The following is a 17,762-nucleotide window of genomic DNA, read 5'->3' as shown; positions in this document are numbered from 1 at the left end:
AACATCAAGGCATAGCGCGGTGGGTTAGCGGAACTGCCGGCTAACCGGTGGATTGTCTCCAGCGCCAGCATTTCGGCGTTTCTCGAACAGGGACGGGGCCCCAGATCGACTGATGATTTCGGTTATTCGTTGCGACGGCCCGGTCTCGGCTCGCTGCGAGGCTGGCAGTGAAGCCCGATTGGCTTGGGCCACTTGTTCCTCACGAGGACCGATCTGCCTGGACTGGCTATTGGTAGCAGCCACAGGGCCTTGTTGTGCTGTCTGGACAGGATCTTCCTGGGCTGGTGCCTTGGCAGGTGGCGCGGTGAACTTTTCCACAGTAGTTAATGTCGATGCCACAGCTGCAGCGGGGGCACCCAAGGGTTTAAGCCAGGTCTCGGCGTTGTGAAGGGTTTGATATACGCCTTTGGACGATTTGAAAGCCTCGTAAGCCTTAGGCGCCGCACTACCAAAGGAGGCGGCAGTTCCAACAAGACCTGCACCAAATTCCACATATCCAAGAATTTTTGCGGCCTTTGAGTCGGGGTTATTCGCCGTGATTGCTAGGCCGGCTACCATGGTGCCTAATTTTACGACACTGGCTGCTGCCGCAATCGTTCCCAGTACGCCTGCAGTCGTATACGCGGTGACGCCGAAGGCCAAACCAGCAGCGGCAACTGTCCCGACTACGCCACTACCCAACGCACTGGCCGCTGCTCCAGCGGCGAAAGCGGCAGTGAGCGCTGGCGCAAGGGGAGCAAGTGCTATGGCCATGGCGGCCACGGCAAACCCAAGGGCAACCCATTTGAACCAACTGTGCCCATCCGGGTCGTAGCGGTTGACCGGGTCCCCGCCGCAATAACCGTAGGGGTTGAGCCCACCCCGCCCGAAGGGGCTGGCGCTATCAGGCGCAAGGAAAGTCATCAGCACCGGGTCATAGGGCCGGTAACCTGCCGCGATGTACCAGCCAGTGAGTGGCTCACGGCGCTCGCCTGCAAAGCCGAACGGGTTGGCGGCGCTTTGCGATGGGCCTGCATCGGCCCCGTGGGCTGTGTAGTGGTACTGGCGCAACGCCTCATCGGCCTCCAGCCGCACACTGCCCTGGGCATCGCAGCCGAGCAGGGTAGCCCGATGAACACCGGCGGCCAGCCGGTCGACTGCGAACAGCTGGCCAGCATCGCCGATCAGCCGCAACTGTTCCTCACCGCGCAGTTCGTGGGTGAGGCTGTTGGCGGCGTGGAAGCTGCGGGTAAGCTGGCCATCGACCCTGCGGTCGCACAAATTGCCAGCCGGGTCATACCCGTAGGTGCAGGTCTGGCCCCGGTAGCTGACGCTGAGCAGGCGGTCCTGGCCATCCCAGGTCAGCACGCGGCCCAGGCTGTCACGCTCGAGGCGCCCGCGTGCGTCATAGGTCAGGTCGATCTGCCTGGGCCAGCTGGCATGGGTGTGAGCTATGCGGGTGACCTGGGTTGGGTCGCTGCCGTTTTGGTACTCGAAGGTCGCGGTATCGCTGCTGTTGTCGGCGAACGTAGAGACCACGTCTATATAGCAATCCAGTGCATCCAGGCGGAACACCTGCTTGACCACCAGGTTACCGAAGGGATCCTTCGGCGCCACCGCGGGGTCGGCCTCGTAGGTGTTCAAACGGCCGTGGCGATCATAGGTGAAGCGCTCCTCACCCTGCACCGAGCTGTCGTCCCAGCGGCGGCTCTTGAGCTGGTCGAGGTCGGTGTAGGTCAGCGTCTGCACCTTGCGGCTGGATTGGCCTTCGACCACGGCGTCATAAGTCCGGGTATGTTCCCGGCCAAGGCCGTCATAGGTCAGGGTCTGGGTCAGGCGGGTACCGCTGACCGTGTCACGGGTGGTGTAAGTGTGCGGGCGGGAGAAGGCATCGTAACCGATCTCACTGGTGACGCTGCCGACGGTGATCCGTTGCAGGCGGCCGGCGCTGTCGAACGCGCGCTGATGGTCCACACCGGCGGCGTCTTCGAAGCCAAGCTGCAGGCCACCGAGGCTGTGGCGCCAAGTGGTGACATGGTCCTGGCCATCAACCGTCCAGGTGTCGGTCCGCGGCTTGCCGGCAGCGGTGAAAGTCATCTGCTGTACGCCCAGCGGGCCGCTGGCCGAGGTGGTAGTACCCAGGGTGCGGTCATAGCTGAAGCCATGGGCGGCTTCACCGGCGGGGAGAATCTGTTCGACCAGGTTCTCCAGGGCCTTGAGATAACGGAAATCCACACGTTTGCCATCAGCCAGGATGTTATGGGTGGGCGGCAGCTGGCCGGCGGCATAGTGATACTCAGTGGTGCGGCCACCGCATTCGATGTTCAGAGGGCGGCCGAGGCCGTCGAACTGCTGGCGACCTACGGTCACGGGTTGTGCATAGTTGTTCATCATGGGTTCTCCACGGTTTGCATGGCCACCGACTCAGGGTGCTCGCTGTTGCTGTGCGGGGCGTAGGTCCAGAGGGTCTTGCGGGCTTGTGAATCGCCGACTTCGAGGCGCTCGACCACACGAGAGAAGGCGTCGTAAGTGGTGTGGGTGCTGCTCCCCGCGCCAACGGCGGGTACGACGCTCTGCTCGATGACACGGTCCAACCCATCGCGGTATTGATAGGTTGTCCGCACCAATCGTCGCTTGCCAGGGTCGCCGCCCCCGTCGTCATAGAGCTCGGTCTTCACCGGGCTGCCATTGAGGTTCTTGTGCACGACCTCCAGGCTGCCTGCCTTGCCCTGGGCGGATTGCCAACGTTGCTCGGTCTGGGCAATCGGGTCGTGCACGGTATGCGTGGTCACACCATTGCCCGCAGTTACCTGCGCGACATTGCCCCAATGGTCGTAGGTGGTGGTGCTGGTCGGGCTGAACAGCGGCTGACCGTCGGTTGCCCAATCTGCATCGCTGCGTGAGACTTCCCGCCCCAGGGCGTCATACTCGATGCTGCTCATGCAGCGAAAAGGTGCAGCCTCGTGATCGAGGTCTTCGAGCTCTACCCGTACCGTACGGCCGGCGCCGTCGAGCCAGGTACGCTTGCGCTGGCCAGTGGCGTCGCGTTCTTCGAGGCCGACGCTGGCAATGAGCGGGGCGCGACCGTTGCCGCCCGGTATTCGCGGGGCATGTTGCATGACGAATGCGTCGCTGAGGTGGTAGCTGGCGGTGCGGGTCACTTCATACGCGGTGCCGCTGGCGATGACACTGCTTACCACGCGTCCGAGCCCGTCGTAGGCGTGGTCGGTGTGCACGCCGGCGGCACTGGTCTCGCGCAGGGTCTGGCCGCTGGTCAGGGAGCGGGCGGTGCTGGTGCGCAGGTGCTGCTTTTCATCCAGCGCATCACCTTCGATGACGGTGCTGACCAGCAGCGCCGCCACGCCGTTCACGGGCTCGATACTGTAGCTATGGCGGGTGGTGATCGGCTGCCCCGCCACGGTCTTGGTGGCGCTGGCCAAGCGGGCGTAGTGCTGGCCAACCGCATCGATGTACGTGTTGCAGGTGGTTTCGATCACGGCCCCGGCCGTTTCGTCTTCCAGTTGCTCGCGCTCGACCAGTTGCAAAGCAGGGTCGCCTGCTATCAACGAAGGCAACGCGGCATAGGTGTAGCGGGTGACCATGACCGGCGCAGCGCCTCGCGCCGGTTTGGCCGGGGTGACCCTGCGCAGTTTCAAGCGGCGCACCATGCCCAGGGCATCTTCAGGCGCGCTGCCGGGCTCGCCTTCGAGCGGGTAGTACTCGTTGAACTCGATCACGCCATTGGCCTGGACCGACTCGAGCGGGTTGCCATAGCGGTCGAAGGTGGAGGTGGCAACCTCGCTGCGTTCACGTTTGACGGTATCGCCCTGCCACTCGATGTAGGTAGTGGTCACCTGGCGCGGCATCTGGCAGAACGCCACCTGCTCTTCCCAGGATTTGTCGTAGTCGACGTGGTAGCGGGTGTCGACACGGGTTTCATGGTCGCCGGAGCGGCGTCGCTCGAGGGTTTGCAGGTGGTAGCGGTCCCAGTGACGCTGTACGGTCTGCTCGACCGAGCCGCTCGAGTTGGTCAGGGTTTCAGTGACGGAATACTCGTAGCGCTCTCGCAGTTTGTAGAGGTTGTCGCGGCCCGACTCCCACTGGAAGCCCAACTGGCTGCCAAAGCCGAGGTAGTTGTAGACGCCCGTCCAGGCGTAGCTATACGACAGCGTGCCCGCCGCCTCACTGTCGCTGTGCTCCCAGCGCAGCACACGTGGCAGGAAACTGATCGGCGCGCCGCTGGGCAGGCGGTGCGAGGTCGCAGCGGTTTTGCTCCAGAACAGCGTGTCGGTGGCTCCGAGCGGGCCGCCGACTGCCTTGGGAAATAGCAGCGACTGGCCGTTGCCGACATCGATAGCCTCATAGCTGAAGGCATACGGCGCTTCGATTTCAGGCAGGCGCAACTTCGCCAGGCGGTTGTTCGCTTGTTCGAAGACGTAAACCGCTTCATCGGCAGTCCCTGGTGCAAGCAGCAACTTAGGTGAAGTGCCGCTGCGGTCGATCCGGGCCAGTACGTATTGGTTGTCGTCGGTAATCTCCCTGAGCAAGTTGACACCGTTGGCCGAGCTCCATTGCAGGTGCAGGCGGCGGCCTGCATCGCTGCGCAGTTCATGCAGCACATAGGGGCCGCTGCCATTGACCCGCTTGAGGACCTCGGTACGGCCGTCTTTGTGGGTGATCCGATAATTGCCATCATCGGTACGCACTACCCGCAGCGACTGCAGTTTGTAGTCGTGGAACGTCACCTGGCCGTCCACGACGGCTTGCACGGCGTACTGTTCGCCCGTGCCAAGGCGCAGAGACTGGGCGCCTTGTGCCAGTGACAGTTCGCTGAACAGCAGCGACCAGCCCAGGCCAAAGCCCTGGTTGCGATGCGAGCCCAGGCTGCTGAACGCCAGGGTGAAGGGCAGGGAAGGACCGCCAAGGTCATTGGCGATACCCAGCTCGATGTTGAAGACCAGGTTGAACTGGCCCGTTCGTGGGTCGACCGCTGATTGCATGGCCGAAAGGAAGTTGCCGGCCTGTGTGTGGATGCCGCCCGTGTTGAGGGACAGTTCAGGTGCTTGGGAAGTTTCATTGATGGGGTCAGACATTTTTTCTCTTCTGTAAAACAAAGGGTGTGAGCAGTCGTTGCCGCTGGTGCGGCACGCAATAAGTCACGCCTTTTTAAGGGGTTGTAGGATTAAAGCTCTGACAACGCCGAGGCCTCTACAGCCCGTTGCCGGAGGTCAGGATTTTTATTGCTAATTGATGTCCAATGTGTCTGCCTGGTTAAACTTTTCTGGTGCGTGCAGTGCACGCTGCTTGCACGATTAATTTAATGTTGTGAGCACTAACGCGTCGTTGCCATTAAACGATATTGGGTTTCTAGGCTTCGGTGCTGTGAGAACTTTCTGGTGCAGCGAGGGGAATAGTCGTAGGTATTAAGTGCGCCCTGAGCATCAAACTAAGCAGGCACGACAAAGTGCAAGCCGCTCAGAGATTGAGGCTTGCATATTGAGGAAGCAAAAAACGACTGACAATATTTACGGAACTGCTAGCGGGAGGGAGTCGCATTTCCTTGGCTCTCACTGTCGGCGACAGCACGGTACTGCGACTTTTTTATATTTGGCTATATAACATGTGTCCAGTCACCTGATGCTTATGTGCGAGAGGGCCCGTAATCCTTATGGTTGGCGTAGGTGGGTGCCCATGCCTTTCAGAATTCGGTATTCCAGCCGCACGGCCTGATCTTGTCGAATCTGCCGAATATTTTGATTGCTCCAACGGGTTGTCGTACTGTCGGCAGCAGGCTGGCGAACTCTTCGGGTGTGACTGTCTCCTCCGTTTGGGACTCGACTGTCAGGGTGGTCATGACTTGCTAATTGCCATTGCTGTAGGTGCCTTCGATTACGAATAGGCTTAGCCAATCTGCAATGCTTTCAAGTTGCTCGCCCATAGTCTGTCTCCATTAGTTGATAAGGCATGGACAGGGTAAAAGGTCCTACAGGAGAAAACAGATGGTAAGATTTCCTGGTGGCCTGGCCTGACCTTTCGCTTTCGCGCTTAAACAAGTAAGTCGGCTCACTTTACTGTTGCCAATGTGGCCATGAACAAGTGCAGTGTCGTTGAGCGCGCTGTAGACAATGAAGTAAGGAAGGGCGGCATCGCTGAGTGAGGGGGTAGGGTATTGTTCAGGCCGTTTCCCATTGCAGTCATGTGCCTTCAATAGCGGCCGGCAGCTAATGTGAAGGGTTCAGCACGATTGACCAGCGAGGCCATGGAACTTTGCCCCTGCCTTGAGCCTCCACCGCTAGCAGGACATCGCGCAGGATCAGCCACCCAGCAACCCGAATGACCGGGAGCCCCCTATGGCCAGGCACATCATCCACTACACCGGCCCCATCAACTCGTCTACCTGCGGCAACCTGATCAACACTTGCTCGCGCGCCTTGCAGCAAGGCGCCGAGCTGCTGCAACTGAACATCGCCACCATGGGCGGGGAGTGCAGTTATGGCTTCACCCTGTACAACTTCCTACGCAGCCTGCCGGTGCCGGTGCACACCCACAACCTCGGCACGGTGGAGTCGATGGGCAACATCATCTTCCTGGCCGGCAGCCACCGTACCGCCTGTGCGCTGAGCAAGTTCCTGTTCCATCCGTTCCACTGGACCTTGCACGGTGCGGTGGACCATGCGCGCATGGCCGAGTACGCCATGAGCCTGGACTACGACCTGCGGCTATATGAGCAGATTGTTGTCGAGCGCACTGAGGGCGCCAGCGAGGCACTGGATGTGCCGCGCTACCTGATGGCCTATCCACGCATCCTGGGGCCGGAAGAAGCATTGCGCTGCGGGCTGATCCAAGCCATCGACGACTTGCCGATTGCAGCGGACAGCACGCAGTGGAGTGTGCATGCGTGAGGCGGCGACTGTCTGGATAAGGTGCATGCGAGATCGAGCGCCGCCCGCGCGGCGCTCGATCTCATAGGCGCTGCAAAATCACCGGCGAACACCCGGTGGCCTTCACCCAACCTCAAACCAATCAACCCCCCCGCTTCACCACCAAGGTCAAAATGTCATAGCTCGCCACCAGTTCCCCATCCTGATTGGTCACCTCCACATCCCAAGCCACCACCCCTTGCGGTTGCCCCTGGGGGCTGGTCTTGCCCTGGTCGATCTTGCGCTTGCAGGTCAACCGCGCCTGGATGGTGTCGCCAATTCCCACCGGGGTAATGAAGCGCAGGGTATCCAGGCCATAGTTGGCCAGCACCGGCCCTTCACCCGGCGAAACGAACAGCCCGGCCGCCGCCGACAGCACGAAATAGCCGTGGGCGATGCGCTTGCCGAACTGCGACTGCTTCGCCGCGATCTCGTCGAAGTGCATGTAGAAGTGATCGCCAGACAGACAGCCGAAGTTGACCAGATCGGCCTCGGTCACCGTACGGCGGTGGGTAAGCAACGACTCACCGATGCGCAGGTCATCGAAGTGGCGGCGGAACGGGTGCACCTCGGTTTCGATCACCTCGGCGCCGCGCACGTATTCGCCGGTCACCGCCATCAGCATGCTCGGCGAACCTTGCACCGCGGCGCGTTGCAGGTAGTGCTTGACCGCGCGTAGGCCGCCCAGCTCTTCACCGCCGCCAGCGCGGCCCGGGCCGCCGTGCTTGAGCTGCGGCAGCGGCGAGCCGTGGCCGGTGGATTCCTTGGCCGCTTCGCTGTCGAGCACCAGCAGGCGCCCATGCCAGGCAGCAGCGGCCGGGATGGCCTTGGCTGCCACCGTGCGATCGGCAGTGACCAGGGTCGCCACCAGGCTGCCCTTGCCACGGGCCGCCAGGGCAAGGGCTTCGTCGAGGTCGTCGTAGGCCATCAGCGTACTGACCGGGCCGAATGCTTCGATATCGTGGGCGCCGCCCTCGGCGTGCGGGTCGCGCGCCAGCAGCAGGGTCGGGGCAAAGAACGCGCCTTCGGCCACGCCGTCACCCACCGGGGTGAAGCCATCGCTGGCGCCCAGCAGCTGGTCGCAGCTGTCCAGCAGCATGCGCACGCGTTCACCGACATCGCGCTGCTGCTCGTGGGAAGCCAGGGCACCCATGCGCACGCCCTCGACCGACGGATCGCCGACCACCACTTTGCGCAGCCGATCGCGCAGGCGAGTCGCCACGGCATCAATGTACTTGGCGGGGACGATGGCGCGGCGGATCGCCGTGCATTTCTGCCCGGCCTTGGTGGTCATCTCCCGCGCCACTTCCTTGATGAACAGCTCGAATTCTTCGCTGTCGGGGCTCACGTCCGGGCCGAGGATGGCGCAGTTGAGCGAGTCGGCTTCGGCGTTGAACGGCACCGAATTGCGCACCAGGTTCGGCGTGACGCGCAGCTTGGCGGCGGTGTCGGCGGAGCCGGTGAAGGTCACCAGGTCCTGGCCCTGCAGGCGCTCGAGCAGATCGCCCGTGCTGCCGATCACCAGTTGCAGGCTGCCGGCCGGCAGCAGCCCGGATTCGTTCATCAGCCGCACCACGGCTTCGGTCAGATAGCTGGTGGAGGTGGCCGGCTTGACGATGCATGGCATGCCGGCGAGGAAGGTCGGGGCGAACTTCTCCAGCATCCCCCAGATCGGGAAGTTGAAGGCGTTGATGTGCACGGCCACGCCGCTGCGTGGCACCAGGATATGGCTGCCGGCGAAGTGGCCTTGCTTGCCCAGGGGGATCGCCGGGCCCTCGTGCACCAGGTTGCCCGACGGCAGCTCGCGGCGGCCCATGCTCGAATAGGCGAACAGCGTAGCGTTGCCGCCTTCGATATCGATCCAGCTGTCGGCGCGGGTGGCGCCTGAGTGGTGAGACAGGGCGTAGAGCTGTTCCTTGCGTTCGGCCAGGTACAGCGCCAGGGCTTTGAGGCGCGCGGCGCGTTGCTGGAAGTCCATGGCCAACAGGGTTTGCAGGCCCTGGGCCCGGGCGAAGTCGAGCGCTTCGGCGAAGTCCGGGCGTTCTTCGTGGCTGTAGGCCAGGACGTGGCCGTCGAGGGCGCTGCGCAGGGCCTGGGCGCCGTGCTGGCCGATCCAGCGGCCGGCGATGAAGCTTTGCAGGGTAGGGGCGGCGGACATGCTGTTCTCCATGCTGTTCTGATAGACAGGGGGCGCGCTTACCAGAGCGCCAGGGTGTAGCCGATGATCAGGCGGTTCTCGTCCACGGCATTGGTCAGGCCATTGCCGGAGCGGAAGGTAACGTTGCGCCAGCGCAGGCTGACGTCCTTGAACGGGCCGCTCTGGATGACGTAGGTGATGTCGGTGTCGCGTTCACGCTCGCGGCCATTGCTGACGGTGGCGGTCTCGGCATGGCGGCCGTCGGTGTAGCGGGTCATGAAACTCAGCCCGGGGATGCCCATGGCCACGAAGTCGTAGTCGTAGCGCAGTTGCCAGGAGTCGAGCCCGGCACGGGTGAAGGTGTTGTAGGTGACCAGGTTGACGGTGTACGGGTCGCCGCCGTTGAGGAACGGGAACGCGCTGTCGCCGGACATCTGCTGCCAGGTGGCGGTGAATTTGTGGGCCTTCACGCCGAGGGTGAACATGGCGTTGAAGTTGCGGTTGTCGATGCGCCCGGCCCGCTCGGCGCCATCGCCGCGGCTGTCGAAGTAGCGCAGGTCGCTGCGCAGGCTCAAGCCCTCGGCCAGCGGTTGGGTGTGCAGCAGGCCGACATACTGCTGGCGGTAGATCTCTTCGAGCTTGGCGTAGTAGTAGCTGACGCTGGTCTGCGGGGTGAAGGCGTAGCTGCCGCCACCGAAGTCGAAGTGATCGCTGGTGGCGGCGCCATAGCCGATATCGTCGCGCCCGGACGAATCACGCAGGTTGGCCTTGGTCAGGCGCCCGCCGTTGAAGGTCAGGCCGTCGAGCTCCTGGCTGGTCAGCAGCCCGCCCTGGAAGGTCGAGGCCAGCAAACGGGTGTCGTTGTACACCACCACCGGCAGGATCGGCTGCAGGGTGCCCAGGCGCAGGGTGCTCTTGGACACCCGCAGTTTGCCGGTCAGGCCCAGCTCGCTGTAGTCGTCCACCGGCTCCTTGCTGTCGGGGCCGAACGGCAGCAGGCCAGTACCGCGCCGGTCGCGGCTGGAGTCGAGCTTGATGCCCAGCTGGCCCATGGCATCCATCCCGACGCCGACCGGGCCGTCGGTAAAGCCCGACTCCAAGCGTGCGGTAAAGCCCTGGCCCCATTCCTCGGCCTTGTTCTGCGGCGCGTTGTCCTGGCGAAAATCGCGGTTGATGTAGTGGTTGCGCAGCTCGACGCGCGCGTGGCTGTCGCCGATGAAGTCCGCCAGGGCCGGCAAGGGCAGGGCGAGGGTGGCCAGCCAGGCGGCCGAGGTGAGGCGTGTGCGGCTCATTGTTGTTGTCCCCGTCGTTCTTATTGTTCTTGTGTTCAATGCTTGCTGGCGCCGGCGGCGCCGATACCGGTCATGGAGCGGATGAACTGCGCCAGGTAGCGGCCACGTTCGTCCTCGGCGCGTTGCGAGCTGTCGGTGACCGAGAAGGCCCAGGCGCCGAGGAACGCCAGCGACATGGAGAACAGTGCCGGGTTGCTGTAGGGGAACAGTGCGTGCTCGTTGTGCAGTACGTTGACCCACACCGCCGGGCCCAGCACCACCAGCACGATCGCCGAGACCAGCCCGGCCAGGCTGCCGCCCACCGCACCGCGTGTGGTCAGGCCTTTCCAGAACATCGACAGCAGCAGCACCGGGAAATTGACCGAGGCGGCCACGGCCAGTACCAGGCCGGAAAGGAACGCGATGTTCTGCGATTCGAACATCAGGCCCAGCAGCACCGCGAACAGGCCGATCACCAGGGTGGCGATGCGCGACACGCGCATTTCCTGCTGCTCGCTGGCCTGGCCTTTGCGCATGACGCAGGCATACAGGTCGTGGGACACCGCCGAGGCGCCGGACAACGCCAGGCCGGCAACCACGGCCAGGATGGTGGCGAAGGCCACCGCCGAGATGAAGCCGAGGAACAGGTTGCCGCCCACCGCCTGCGCCAGGTGCACCGCGACCATGTTGCCGCCGCCGATGATCGCGCCTGCGGCATCGCGGTAGGACGGTTCGGTGCCGACCATGACGATGGCGCCGAAGCCGATGACGATCAGCAGCAGGTAGAAGTAGCCAATGAAGCCGGTGGCGTAGAACACGCTCTTGCGTGCTTCCTTGGCGTCGCTGACGGTGAAGAAGCGCATCAGGATATGCGGCAGCCCGGCAGTGCCGAACATCATCCCCAACCCCAGTGAAATCGCATCCACCGGATTGGACAGCAGCGCCCCCGGCGCCATGATCGCCTGGCCCTTGGCATGCACGGCCACGGCGCTGGCGAACATCGCCTCGGTGCTGAAACCGAAGTGCTTGAGCACCATGAAGGCCATGAAGCTGGTGCCCGACAGCAGCATCACCGCCTTGATGATCTGCACCCAGGTGGTGGCGAGCATGCCGCCGAAGGTCACGTACAGCACCATCAGCACGCCCACCAGCATCACCGCGTACAGGTAGCTGATGCCGAACAGCAGTTCGATCAGCTTGCCGGCGCCGACCATCTGCGCCACCAGGTACAACAACGCCACGGTCAGGGTGCCGAACGCCGAGGTGATGCGCACCGGGCCCTGGGCCAGGCGGTAGGAGACCACGTCGGCGAAGGTGTACTTGCCCAGGTTGCGCAGGCGCTCGGCGATCAGGAACAGGATGATCGGCCAGCCGGCCAGTACGCCCAGGGCGTAGAGCAGGCCGTCGTAGCCGTTCATGAACATCATCGCCGAGATGCCCAGAAAGGACGCGGCGCTGATCATGTCGCCGGCGATCGCCAGGCCGTTCTGCATGCCGGTGAGGCCACCGCCGGCGGTGTAGAAGTCGCTGGCCGAGCGGGTGCGCAGCGCCGCCCAGCGGGTGACCAGCAGGGTGAAGCAGACGAACACCAGGAACATCGAGATGGCGGTCCAGTTCATCGTGCGCACTCCTGCTTGACCTTGTCGTTGAGCGGGTCGAGCACGGTGTTGGCGCGATGGGTGTAGATCCCGGTGAGGGCGAAGGACAGCAGCACCATCAGCACCCCGACCAGCATGCCGACACTGGTCACCCCGCCGCTGAGGGACTGGCCGAGCACGCCGGGGGCGAAGGCCACCAGCAGGACGAAGCCGTAGTAGGCGGCGAGCATGGTCAAGGTGAGCGTGCCGTTGAGGCGGCGCTTGCGCTTGATCAACTGCTGGAAGTCAGGGTGGTTGTTGATGCTCTCGAGGTGTTCGGGTGTCATGGCTGGCGTTCTCTCTGGCTGTTGTAATTGTTTTTCAGGTCACGCGGGTGTTGCGGGTATCGGTGTTGGTTTCTTCGCGGGTAAACCCGCTCCCACAGGTTTGTCGGTGCCTTCAGGATCAGCACTTATCTTTCGGTGCCTCCGGGGTCAGCACAAATCCTGTGGGAGCGGGTTTACCCGCGAAGCAGGCGACGCGGTGTCAGAGCTGATCGAAGTCGAGCACCACCTTGTCGCTCAGGGGGTAGGTCTGGCACGACAGCACGTAGCCGGCGGCCACTTCGTAGTCTTCCAGGGCATGGTTGCTGTCCATCTCCACCTCGCCCTCGATCACCTTGCACTTGCAGGTCGAGCACACCCCGGCCTTGCACGAGTAGGGCAGCTCGGCACCGATGGCGTTGCCGGCATCGAGCACGCTGCGGGTGTTGCGCGGCAGGTCGAAGGCCAGGGCGCGACCATCGCTGATCACCGTCACATGGCTGACCGCCGAATCCAGCTCACGCGCCGCCTCGCGGGCTTCGCGACGGGCTTCGCTGCCGGCGGCGGCGAACAGCTCGTAGTGGATGCGCGCGTTGTCCATGCCGTTGGCGCGCAGGCTGTCGCGCACGGTCTCGGTCATGGCCTGGGGGCCACAGATGAAGGCGGCGTCGAGCTGCTTCACATCCAGCCAGCGGGAGAACAGCTGGCCGCACTTGTCGGCGTCGATGCGGCCGTTGTACAGGTCGACGTCCTGTTGCTCGCGGCTGAACACGAAGATCAGGTTCAGGCGGTCCAGGTATTGGTTTTTCAGGTCTTCCAGGCGGTCGCGGAACAGTGCGCTGTTGCTGGCGCGGTTGCCGTACAGCAGGGTGAAACGGCTGTGCGGCTCGCTGGCCAGGGTGGTGGCGACGAGCGAAAGGATCGGGGTGATGCCACTGCCGGCGGCGACACCCAGGTAATGACCGTGGCGCAGGGGATCCAACGGCACGAAGAAGTTGCCCGATGGCGGCATCACCTCCAGTTGCTGGCCCGCCTTGAGCGCTTCGTTGGCGAAGGCCGAGAAGCGTCCGCCGGGCACGCGCTTGACCGCCACGCGCAGCTCGCCATCCTGCACGGCGCTGCAGATCGAATAGGAGCGGCGCACTTCCTCGTCATCGAGGTGGGTGCGCATGACCAGGTACTGGCCCTGGGTGAAGCGGAACGCTTCCTGCAGATGTGCAGGCACGTCGAAGGCGATGGACACCGCGTCGCGGGTTTCCTGGCGCACTTGCTTGATGGTCAGGCTGTGAAACGGGCTCATGGCGTTCTCCACGGCTCAAAGGCATTTGAAATAGTCGAACGGCTCCAGGCACGCGCGGCAGCGGTACAGCGCCTTGCAGGCGGTGGAGCCGAACTGGCTGAGCAGTTCGGTATGGGCGCTGCCGCACTGTGGGCAGCACAGGCTCGGTGCCGCGCCGCGCAGGCTGGCGCTGCCCGCGGGTGGGGCGATGCCATAGGCGCGCAGGCGCTCACGGCCTTGCGCGCTGATCCAGTCGGTGCTCCAGGCCGGCATCAGCCGGCGCTCAAGCGCGGGTTCGGCGAAGCCGGCCTGCTCCAGGGCCTGGCGGATGTCGCCCTCGATCACCTCGGTGGCCGGGCAGCCGGAGTAGGTCGGGGTGACCACCAGGTGCAGGTGGCCGGCGCGCCAGTCGAGGTCGCGCACGATCCCCAGGTCCACAACGCTGACCACCGGCACTTCCGGGTCCATCACCTCGGCGAGCACCGCCCAGGCATGGGCCAGGTCGTCGTGCTGCTGGGCCCGGGCGCCGCGGTCGCCGGCAATCAGCTCACCAGGTTGCATCGGGGTAGGCTCGCGGCAGGAACTGCATTTCGGCCAGCAGCAGGCCGAGGTGTTCGGTGTGCAGGCCCTTGCGCCCGTCCAGGTAAAAATGGCTGGCGGCCTTGGGCAGGGGCAGGTCGACCGAGGCGAAGATAGCCGTGACGGTGTTCAGCCAGTGATGGGCAATCTGCGCCGGGTCGGCGGCGATACCGGCCTGGGCCAGCTGGACTTCGCCGTCGTTGGCGACGCTCAGCTCGACCGTGAAGCGCCACAGTGCCGGGATGGCCTCGAGCGTGCGCGCACGGCTGTGTTCAGTGCCACCACCCAGGCGTTGCACCCATTCGCCGGAGCGGCGCAGGTGGTAGGTGACTTCTTTCAGGGCCTTGGCGGCGATGCCGGCGATGCGTTCGTCGCTGGAGGCCGTGAGCCCTTCAAGCGTGGCGTGGTGCCAGGCGTCGTAAAGGAACTGCTTGAGCATGGTGACGGCGTAGTCGCCGTTGGGTTGCTCGACCAGCAGCAGGTTGCGGTAGGCGCGTTCGTCGCGACGGAACGCCAGGGCATCGGCATCGCGGCCGTCACCCAGCAGTTCGGCGGCGTAGTCCAGCCAGTTGCGCGCCTGGCCCACCAGGTCGAGGCCGACGTTCATCAGCGCCAGTTCTTCTTCCAGCGCCGGGGCCTTGCCGCACCACTCGCACAGGCGCTGGCCCTGGATCAGGGCGCTGTCGCCGAGCAGCAGCAGGTATTGGATGAGTGCTTGCTTGTGCATGGCGGGCCTCACATGTGTCCGACTTCGGCGGGCAGCTCGTAGAAGCTGGCGTGGCGGTAGACCTTGTCGTCCGCCGGGGCGAACAACGGGTCTTTCTCGTCAGGCGAGGAGGCGGTGATCAGCGCCGAGGGCACCACCCACAGGCTCACGCCCTCGCTGCGGCGGGTGTACAGCTCGCGGGCGTTCTCGATGGCCATGGCGGCATCGGCGGCATGCACGCTGCCGACGTGCTTGTGGTTCAGGCCGTGCTTGCTGCGCACGAATACTTCGTAGAGGGTCCAGTCAGACATGCTCGATCTCCGCATCGATGGCCGCTTCAGGCGGCGTTCTTGTTCTGTTGTTTGCGTGCGTAGGCCACGGCGGCCTCGCGTACCCAGGCGCCGTCTTCGATGGCCTTGCGGCGGGTGGCGACGCGTTCCTGGTTGCAGGGGCCGTTGCCCTTGATCACTTCGTAGAACTCGTCCCACTGGATATCACCGAAGTCGTAGTGGCCGCGTTCGGCGTTCCACTTGAGTTCAGGGTCGGGGGCGGTGCAGCCGAGCAGTTCCAGCTGCGGCACGGTCTGGTCGATGAAGCGCTGACGCAGCTCGTCGTTGGTCTGGCGCTTGATTTTCCAGGCCATCGACTGGGCGCTGTTGGGCGAGTGTTCGTCGCTGGGGCCGAACATCATCAGTGCCGGCCACCACAAACGATTGATGGCGTCCTGGACCATGTCGCGCTGGGCCTGGGTGCCGTTGCGCATCATGGTCAGCAGCAGTTCGTAGCCCTGGCGCTGGTGGAAGCTCTCTTCCTTGCAGATGCGCACCATGGCGCGGGAGTAGGGGCCGTAGGAGGTGCGCTGCAGCACCACCTGGTTGACGATCGCGGCGCCGTCCACCAGCCAGCCCACGGCGCCCATGTCGGCCCAGCTGAGGGTGGGGTAGTTGAAGATGCTCGAGTACTTGGCCTTGCCGCTGTGCAGCTTGGCGATTTCTTCGTCGCGGTCGGCACCGAGGGTTTCCATGGCGCTGTACAGGTACAGGCCATGGCCGGCTTCGTCCTGGATCTTGGCCATCAGCTGCAGCTTGCGTTTGAGCGATGGGGCGCGGGTGACCCAATTGCCTTCGGGGAGCATGCCGACGATCTCGGAGTGGGCATGCTGGGAGATCTGGCGGATGAGGGTCTGGCGGTAGGCGTCGGGCATCCAGTTCTTGGCTTCGATCTTGATCTCGGCGTCGATCTTTTCCTGGAAGGCGCGCTCTTCGGGCGACATCTCTTCCAGCGACTTGAGGCGTTTGACGCCGGTTTCTACGAGCTGTGCGTACATGTTCGGGCTCCCGGTGGTGGGCGGCTTGGGGCGTGGGGTATTTATAAGCGATACAAAACACAACATCAAACAGTATTTGATGTATCAAATAAGATTTGTGTATCACGTTGGGGTCAGATCGCGGGGCAAGCCCGCTCCCACAGCATCGGCGTCCAACTTCTTGGGGCAATCCATAGCGTGGGAGCGGGCTTGCCCCGCGATGGCGTTGTCACGGGTGAAAAAAAGCCCCGGACCATGCCGGGGCTCGATGGACAGCTGCCGAATCAGCTGGCCAAACGCTTGTCGTACACGTGACAGGCTTTGCCCTCCGAGCGCTTCAGTGCCCCGCACGGCTGCAGGTGCACCTGCGTGCTGATGCCGATATAGGTCTTGATCTGCTTGGCCAGCTCACCCACCACCTGCTTGCGCTGGCCTTCATCCAGGTACTGACTGTCAGCGCGCAACTCCACGTGCACCTCGACGCTGTCGAGATTTCCATTGCGATACAGATGTATCTCATATAGCTCTGAAAGCTGTTTTATTTTCAGAACCTGCTCTTCGATCTGCGTGGGGAACACGTTGACCCCGCGGATGATCAACATGTCGTCGCTGCGCCCGGTGATCTTGCCGATGCGCCGCATCGGCCGGGCAGTGCCAGGCAGCAGGCGGGTGAGGTCGCGGGTGCGGTAGCGCACCATCGGCAGCGCCTCCTTGCTCAGCGAGGTGAACACCAGCTCGCCGAGCTGGCCGTCCGGCAGCACGGCGCCGGTCACCGGGTCGATGATCTCGGGGTAGAAGTGGTCCTCCCAGATGGTCGGGCCGTCCTTGGTCTCGATGCACTCCATGGCCACGCCCGGGCCCATGATTTCCGAGAGGCCATAGATGTCCAGGGCGTCGATGCCCAGGCGCTGCTCGATGGAGCGGCGCAGTTCATCGGTCCAGGGCTCGGCACCGAAGATGCCCAGGCGCAGTTTGAGGTCGTCGGGGGCAATGCCCTGGCGCTCGATCTCGTCGGCCAGGTTGAGCATGTACGACGGCGTGACCATGATGATGTCGGGCTGGAAGTCGCGGATCAGCTGCACCTGCTTTTCGGTCTGGCCGCCAGACATGGGGATCACCGTGCAGCCCAGGCGCTCGGCGCCGTAGTGGGCGCCGAGGCCGCCGGTGAACAGGCCGTAGCCGTAGGAGACATGCACCTTGTCGCCCTTGCGCCCGCCGGCGGCGCGGATCGAGCGCGCCACCACGTTGGCCCAGGTGTCGATGTCGTTCTGGGTGTAGCCGACCACGGTCGGCTTGCCGGTGGTGCCGCTGGACGCATGCAGGCGCACCACCTGGTCCTGGGGCACGGCGAACATGCCGTAGGGGTAGTTGTCGCGCAGGTCGTTCTTGCCGGTGAAGGGGAACTTGGCCAGGTCGTCCAGTGTGTGCAGGTCGTCCGGGTGGGCGCCGCAGGCGTCGAAACGCTGGCGGTACAAAGGCACGTTCTGGTAGGCGTGCAGCAGGCTCCAGCGCAGGCGCTCCAGCTGGTGCTGGCGCAGCGCGTCGAGGCTGGCGGTTTCCATCGGGTCGAGCAAGGCGCGTTCGGCTTTGGCGTAGTGGTTCATGGTTTCACTCGAATTGTTCTTGTCGTGGGCCAGGGCCCTGAGTGTCATGGGGGCAGCATACTGCCCGCGTTGCATTGCGTC

General features: G+C 63.8%; 12 protein-coding genes and 1 pseudogene. 1 reads left to right on the top strand and 12 read right to left on the bottom strand.

Annotation, left to right across the window (positions count from 1 at the left end; all coding sequences use genetic code 11):
* Positions 1-24: 24 nt before the first annotated feature.
* On the bottom strand, positions 25-2,373 hold the full coding sequence (locus tag DM373_RS12340; protein WP_110993852.1) for an RHS repeat-associated core domain-containing protein: 2,349 nt from the start codon (positions 2,371-2,373) through the stop codon (positions 25-27).
* Positions 2,370-5,072, bottom strand: a complete 2,703-nt coding sequence (locus DM373_RS12335; protein WP_110993851.1) for an RHS repeat domain-containing protein — start codon at positions 5,070-5,072, stop codon at positions 2,370-2,372. Before DM373_RS12335 ends, DM373_RS12340 begins: the two co-directional genes overlap by 4 nt.
* A gap of 1,257 nt (positions 5,073-6,329) precedes the next feature.
* Here DM373_RS12335 and DM373_RS12330 point away from each other — a divergent pair.
* On the top strand, positions 6,330-6,881 hold the full coding sequence (locus tag DM373_RS12330) for an ATP-dependent Clp protease proteolytic subunit (RefSeq protein ID WP_110993850.1): 552 nt from the start codon (positions 6,330-6,332) through the stop codon (positions 6,879-6,881).
* Between the two features lie 121 nt (positions 6,882-7,002).
* On the opposite strand, the gene paaZ is transcribed toward DM373_RS12330, so the two are convergent.
* From paaZ to paaK, 10 genes and pseudogenes are all read right to left on the bottom strand, one after another.
* The gene (gene paaZ / locus DM373_RS12325; RefSeq protein ID WP_110993849.1) at positions 7,003-9,057 is read right to left on the bottom strand and encodes a phenylacetic acid degradation bifunctional protein PaaZ; all 2,055 of its coding nucleotides are present in this window, start codon (positions 9,055-9,057) and stop codon (positions 7,003-7,005) included.
* Between the two features lie 38 nt (positions 9,058-9,095).
* Positions 9,096-10,328, bottom strand: a complete 1,233-nt coding sequence (locus DM373_RS12320) for an OprD family porin (RefSeq protein WP_110993848.1) — start codon at positions 10,326-10,328, stop codon at positions 9,096-9,098.
* 35 nt (positions 10,329-10,363) lie between these two features.
* Positions 10,364-11,932, bottom strand: a pseudogene (locus DM373_RS12315) (cation acetate symporter); the annotation flags it as partial.
* Positions 11,923-12,231, bottom strand: coding sequence for a DUF485 domain-containing protein (locus DM373_RS12310; protein ID WP_110993846.1), 309 nt, complete (start codon positions 12,229-12,231; stop codon positions 11,923-11,925). The gene DM373_RS12310 and the pseudogene DM373_RS12315, both read right to left, overlap by 10 nt.
* A 199-nt stretch (positions 12,232-12,430) precedes the next feature.
* Positions 12,431-13,507, bottom strand: a complete 1,077-nt coding sequence (gene paaE / locus DM373_RS12305; protein WP_110993845.1) for a 1,2-phenylacetyl-CoA epoxidase subunit PaaE — start codon at positions 13,505-13,507, stop codon at positions 12,431-12,433.
* 15 nt (positions 13,508-13,522) lie between these two features.
* Positions 13,523-14,047 (bottom strand): 1,2-phenylacetyl-CoA epoxidase subunit PaaD, encoded by a 525-nt coding sequence (gene paaD, locus DM373_RS12300; protein ID WP_110993844.1) that lies wholly within the window; start codon positions 14,045-14,047, stop codon positions 13,523-13,525.
* Positions 14,034-14,792 carry a 1,2-phenylacetyl-CoA epoxidase subunit PaaC gene (gene paaC / locus DM373_RS12295; RefSeq protein WP_110993843.1) on the bottom strand — a complete coding sequence of 253 codons (759 nt, stop codon included), beginning with the start codon at positions 14,790-14,792 and terminating at the stop codon, positions 14,034-14,036. The genes paaD and paaC overlap by 14 nt, the downstream gene beginning before the upstream one ends.
* 8 nt (positions 14,793-14,800) lie before the next feature.
* A complete protein-coding gene (gene paaB / locus DM373_RS12290) occupies positions 14,801-15,082 on the bottom strand; it encodes a 1,2-phenylacetyl-CoA epoxidase subunit PaaB (protein WP_023631078.1) in 282 nt (93 codons plus the stop codon).
* A 26-nt stretch (positions 15,083-15,108) separates the two neighbouring features.
* On the bottom strand, positions 15,109-16,098 hold the full coding sequence (gene paaA / locus DM373_RS12285; protein ID WP_110993842.1) for a 1,2-phenylacetyl-CoA epoxidase subunit PaaA: 990 nt from the start codon (positions 16,096-16,098) through the stop codon (positions 15,109-15,111).
* Positions 16,099-16,361: 263 nt separating this feature from the next.
* Entirely contained in the window at positions 16,362-17,681 is a 1,320-nt protein-coding gene (gene paaK, locus DM373_RS12280; RefSeq protein ID WP_110993880.1) for a phenylacetate--CoA ligase PaaK, read from the bottom strand.
* Positions 17,682-17,762: the final 81 nt, after the last annotated feature.

Origin of the sequence: Pseudomonas sichuanensis, assembly GCF_003231305.1 — a bacterium.
Classification (GTDB): Bacteria; Pseudomonadota; Gammaproteobacteria; order Pseudomonadales; family Pseudomonadaceae; genus Aquipseudomonas; species Aquipseudomonas sichuanensis.
The sequence above is the reverse complement of the archived record's forward strand: the minus strand, read 5'-3'. Positions and strand labels throughout refer to the sequence as shown.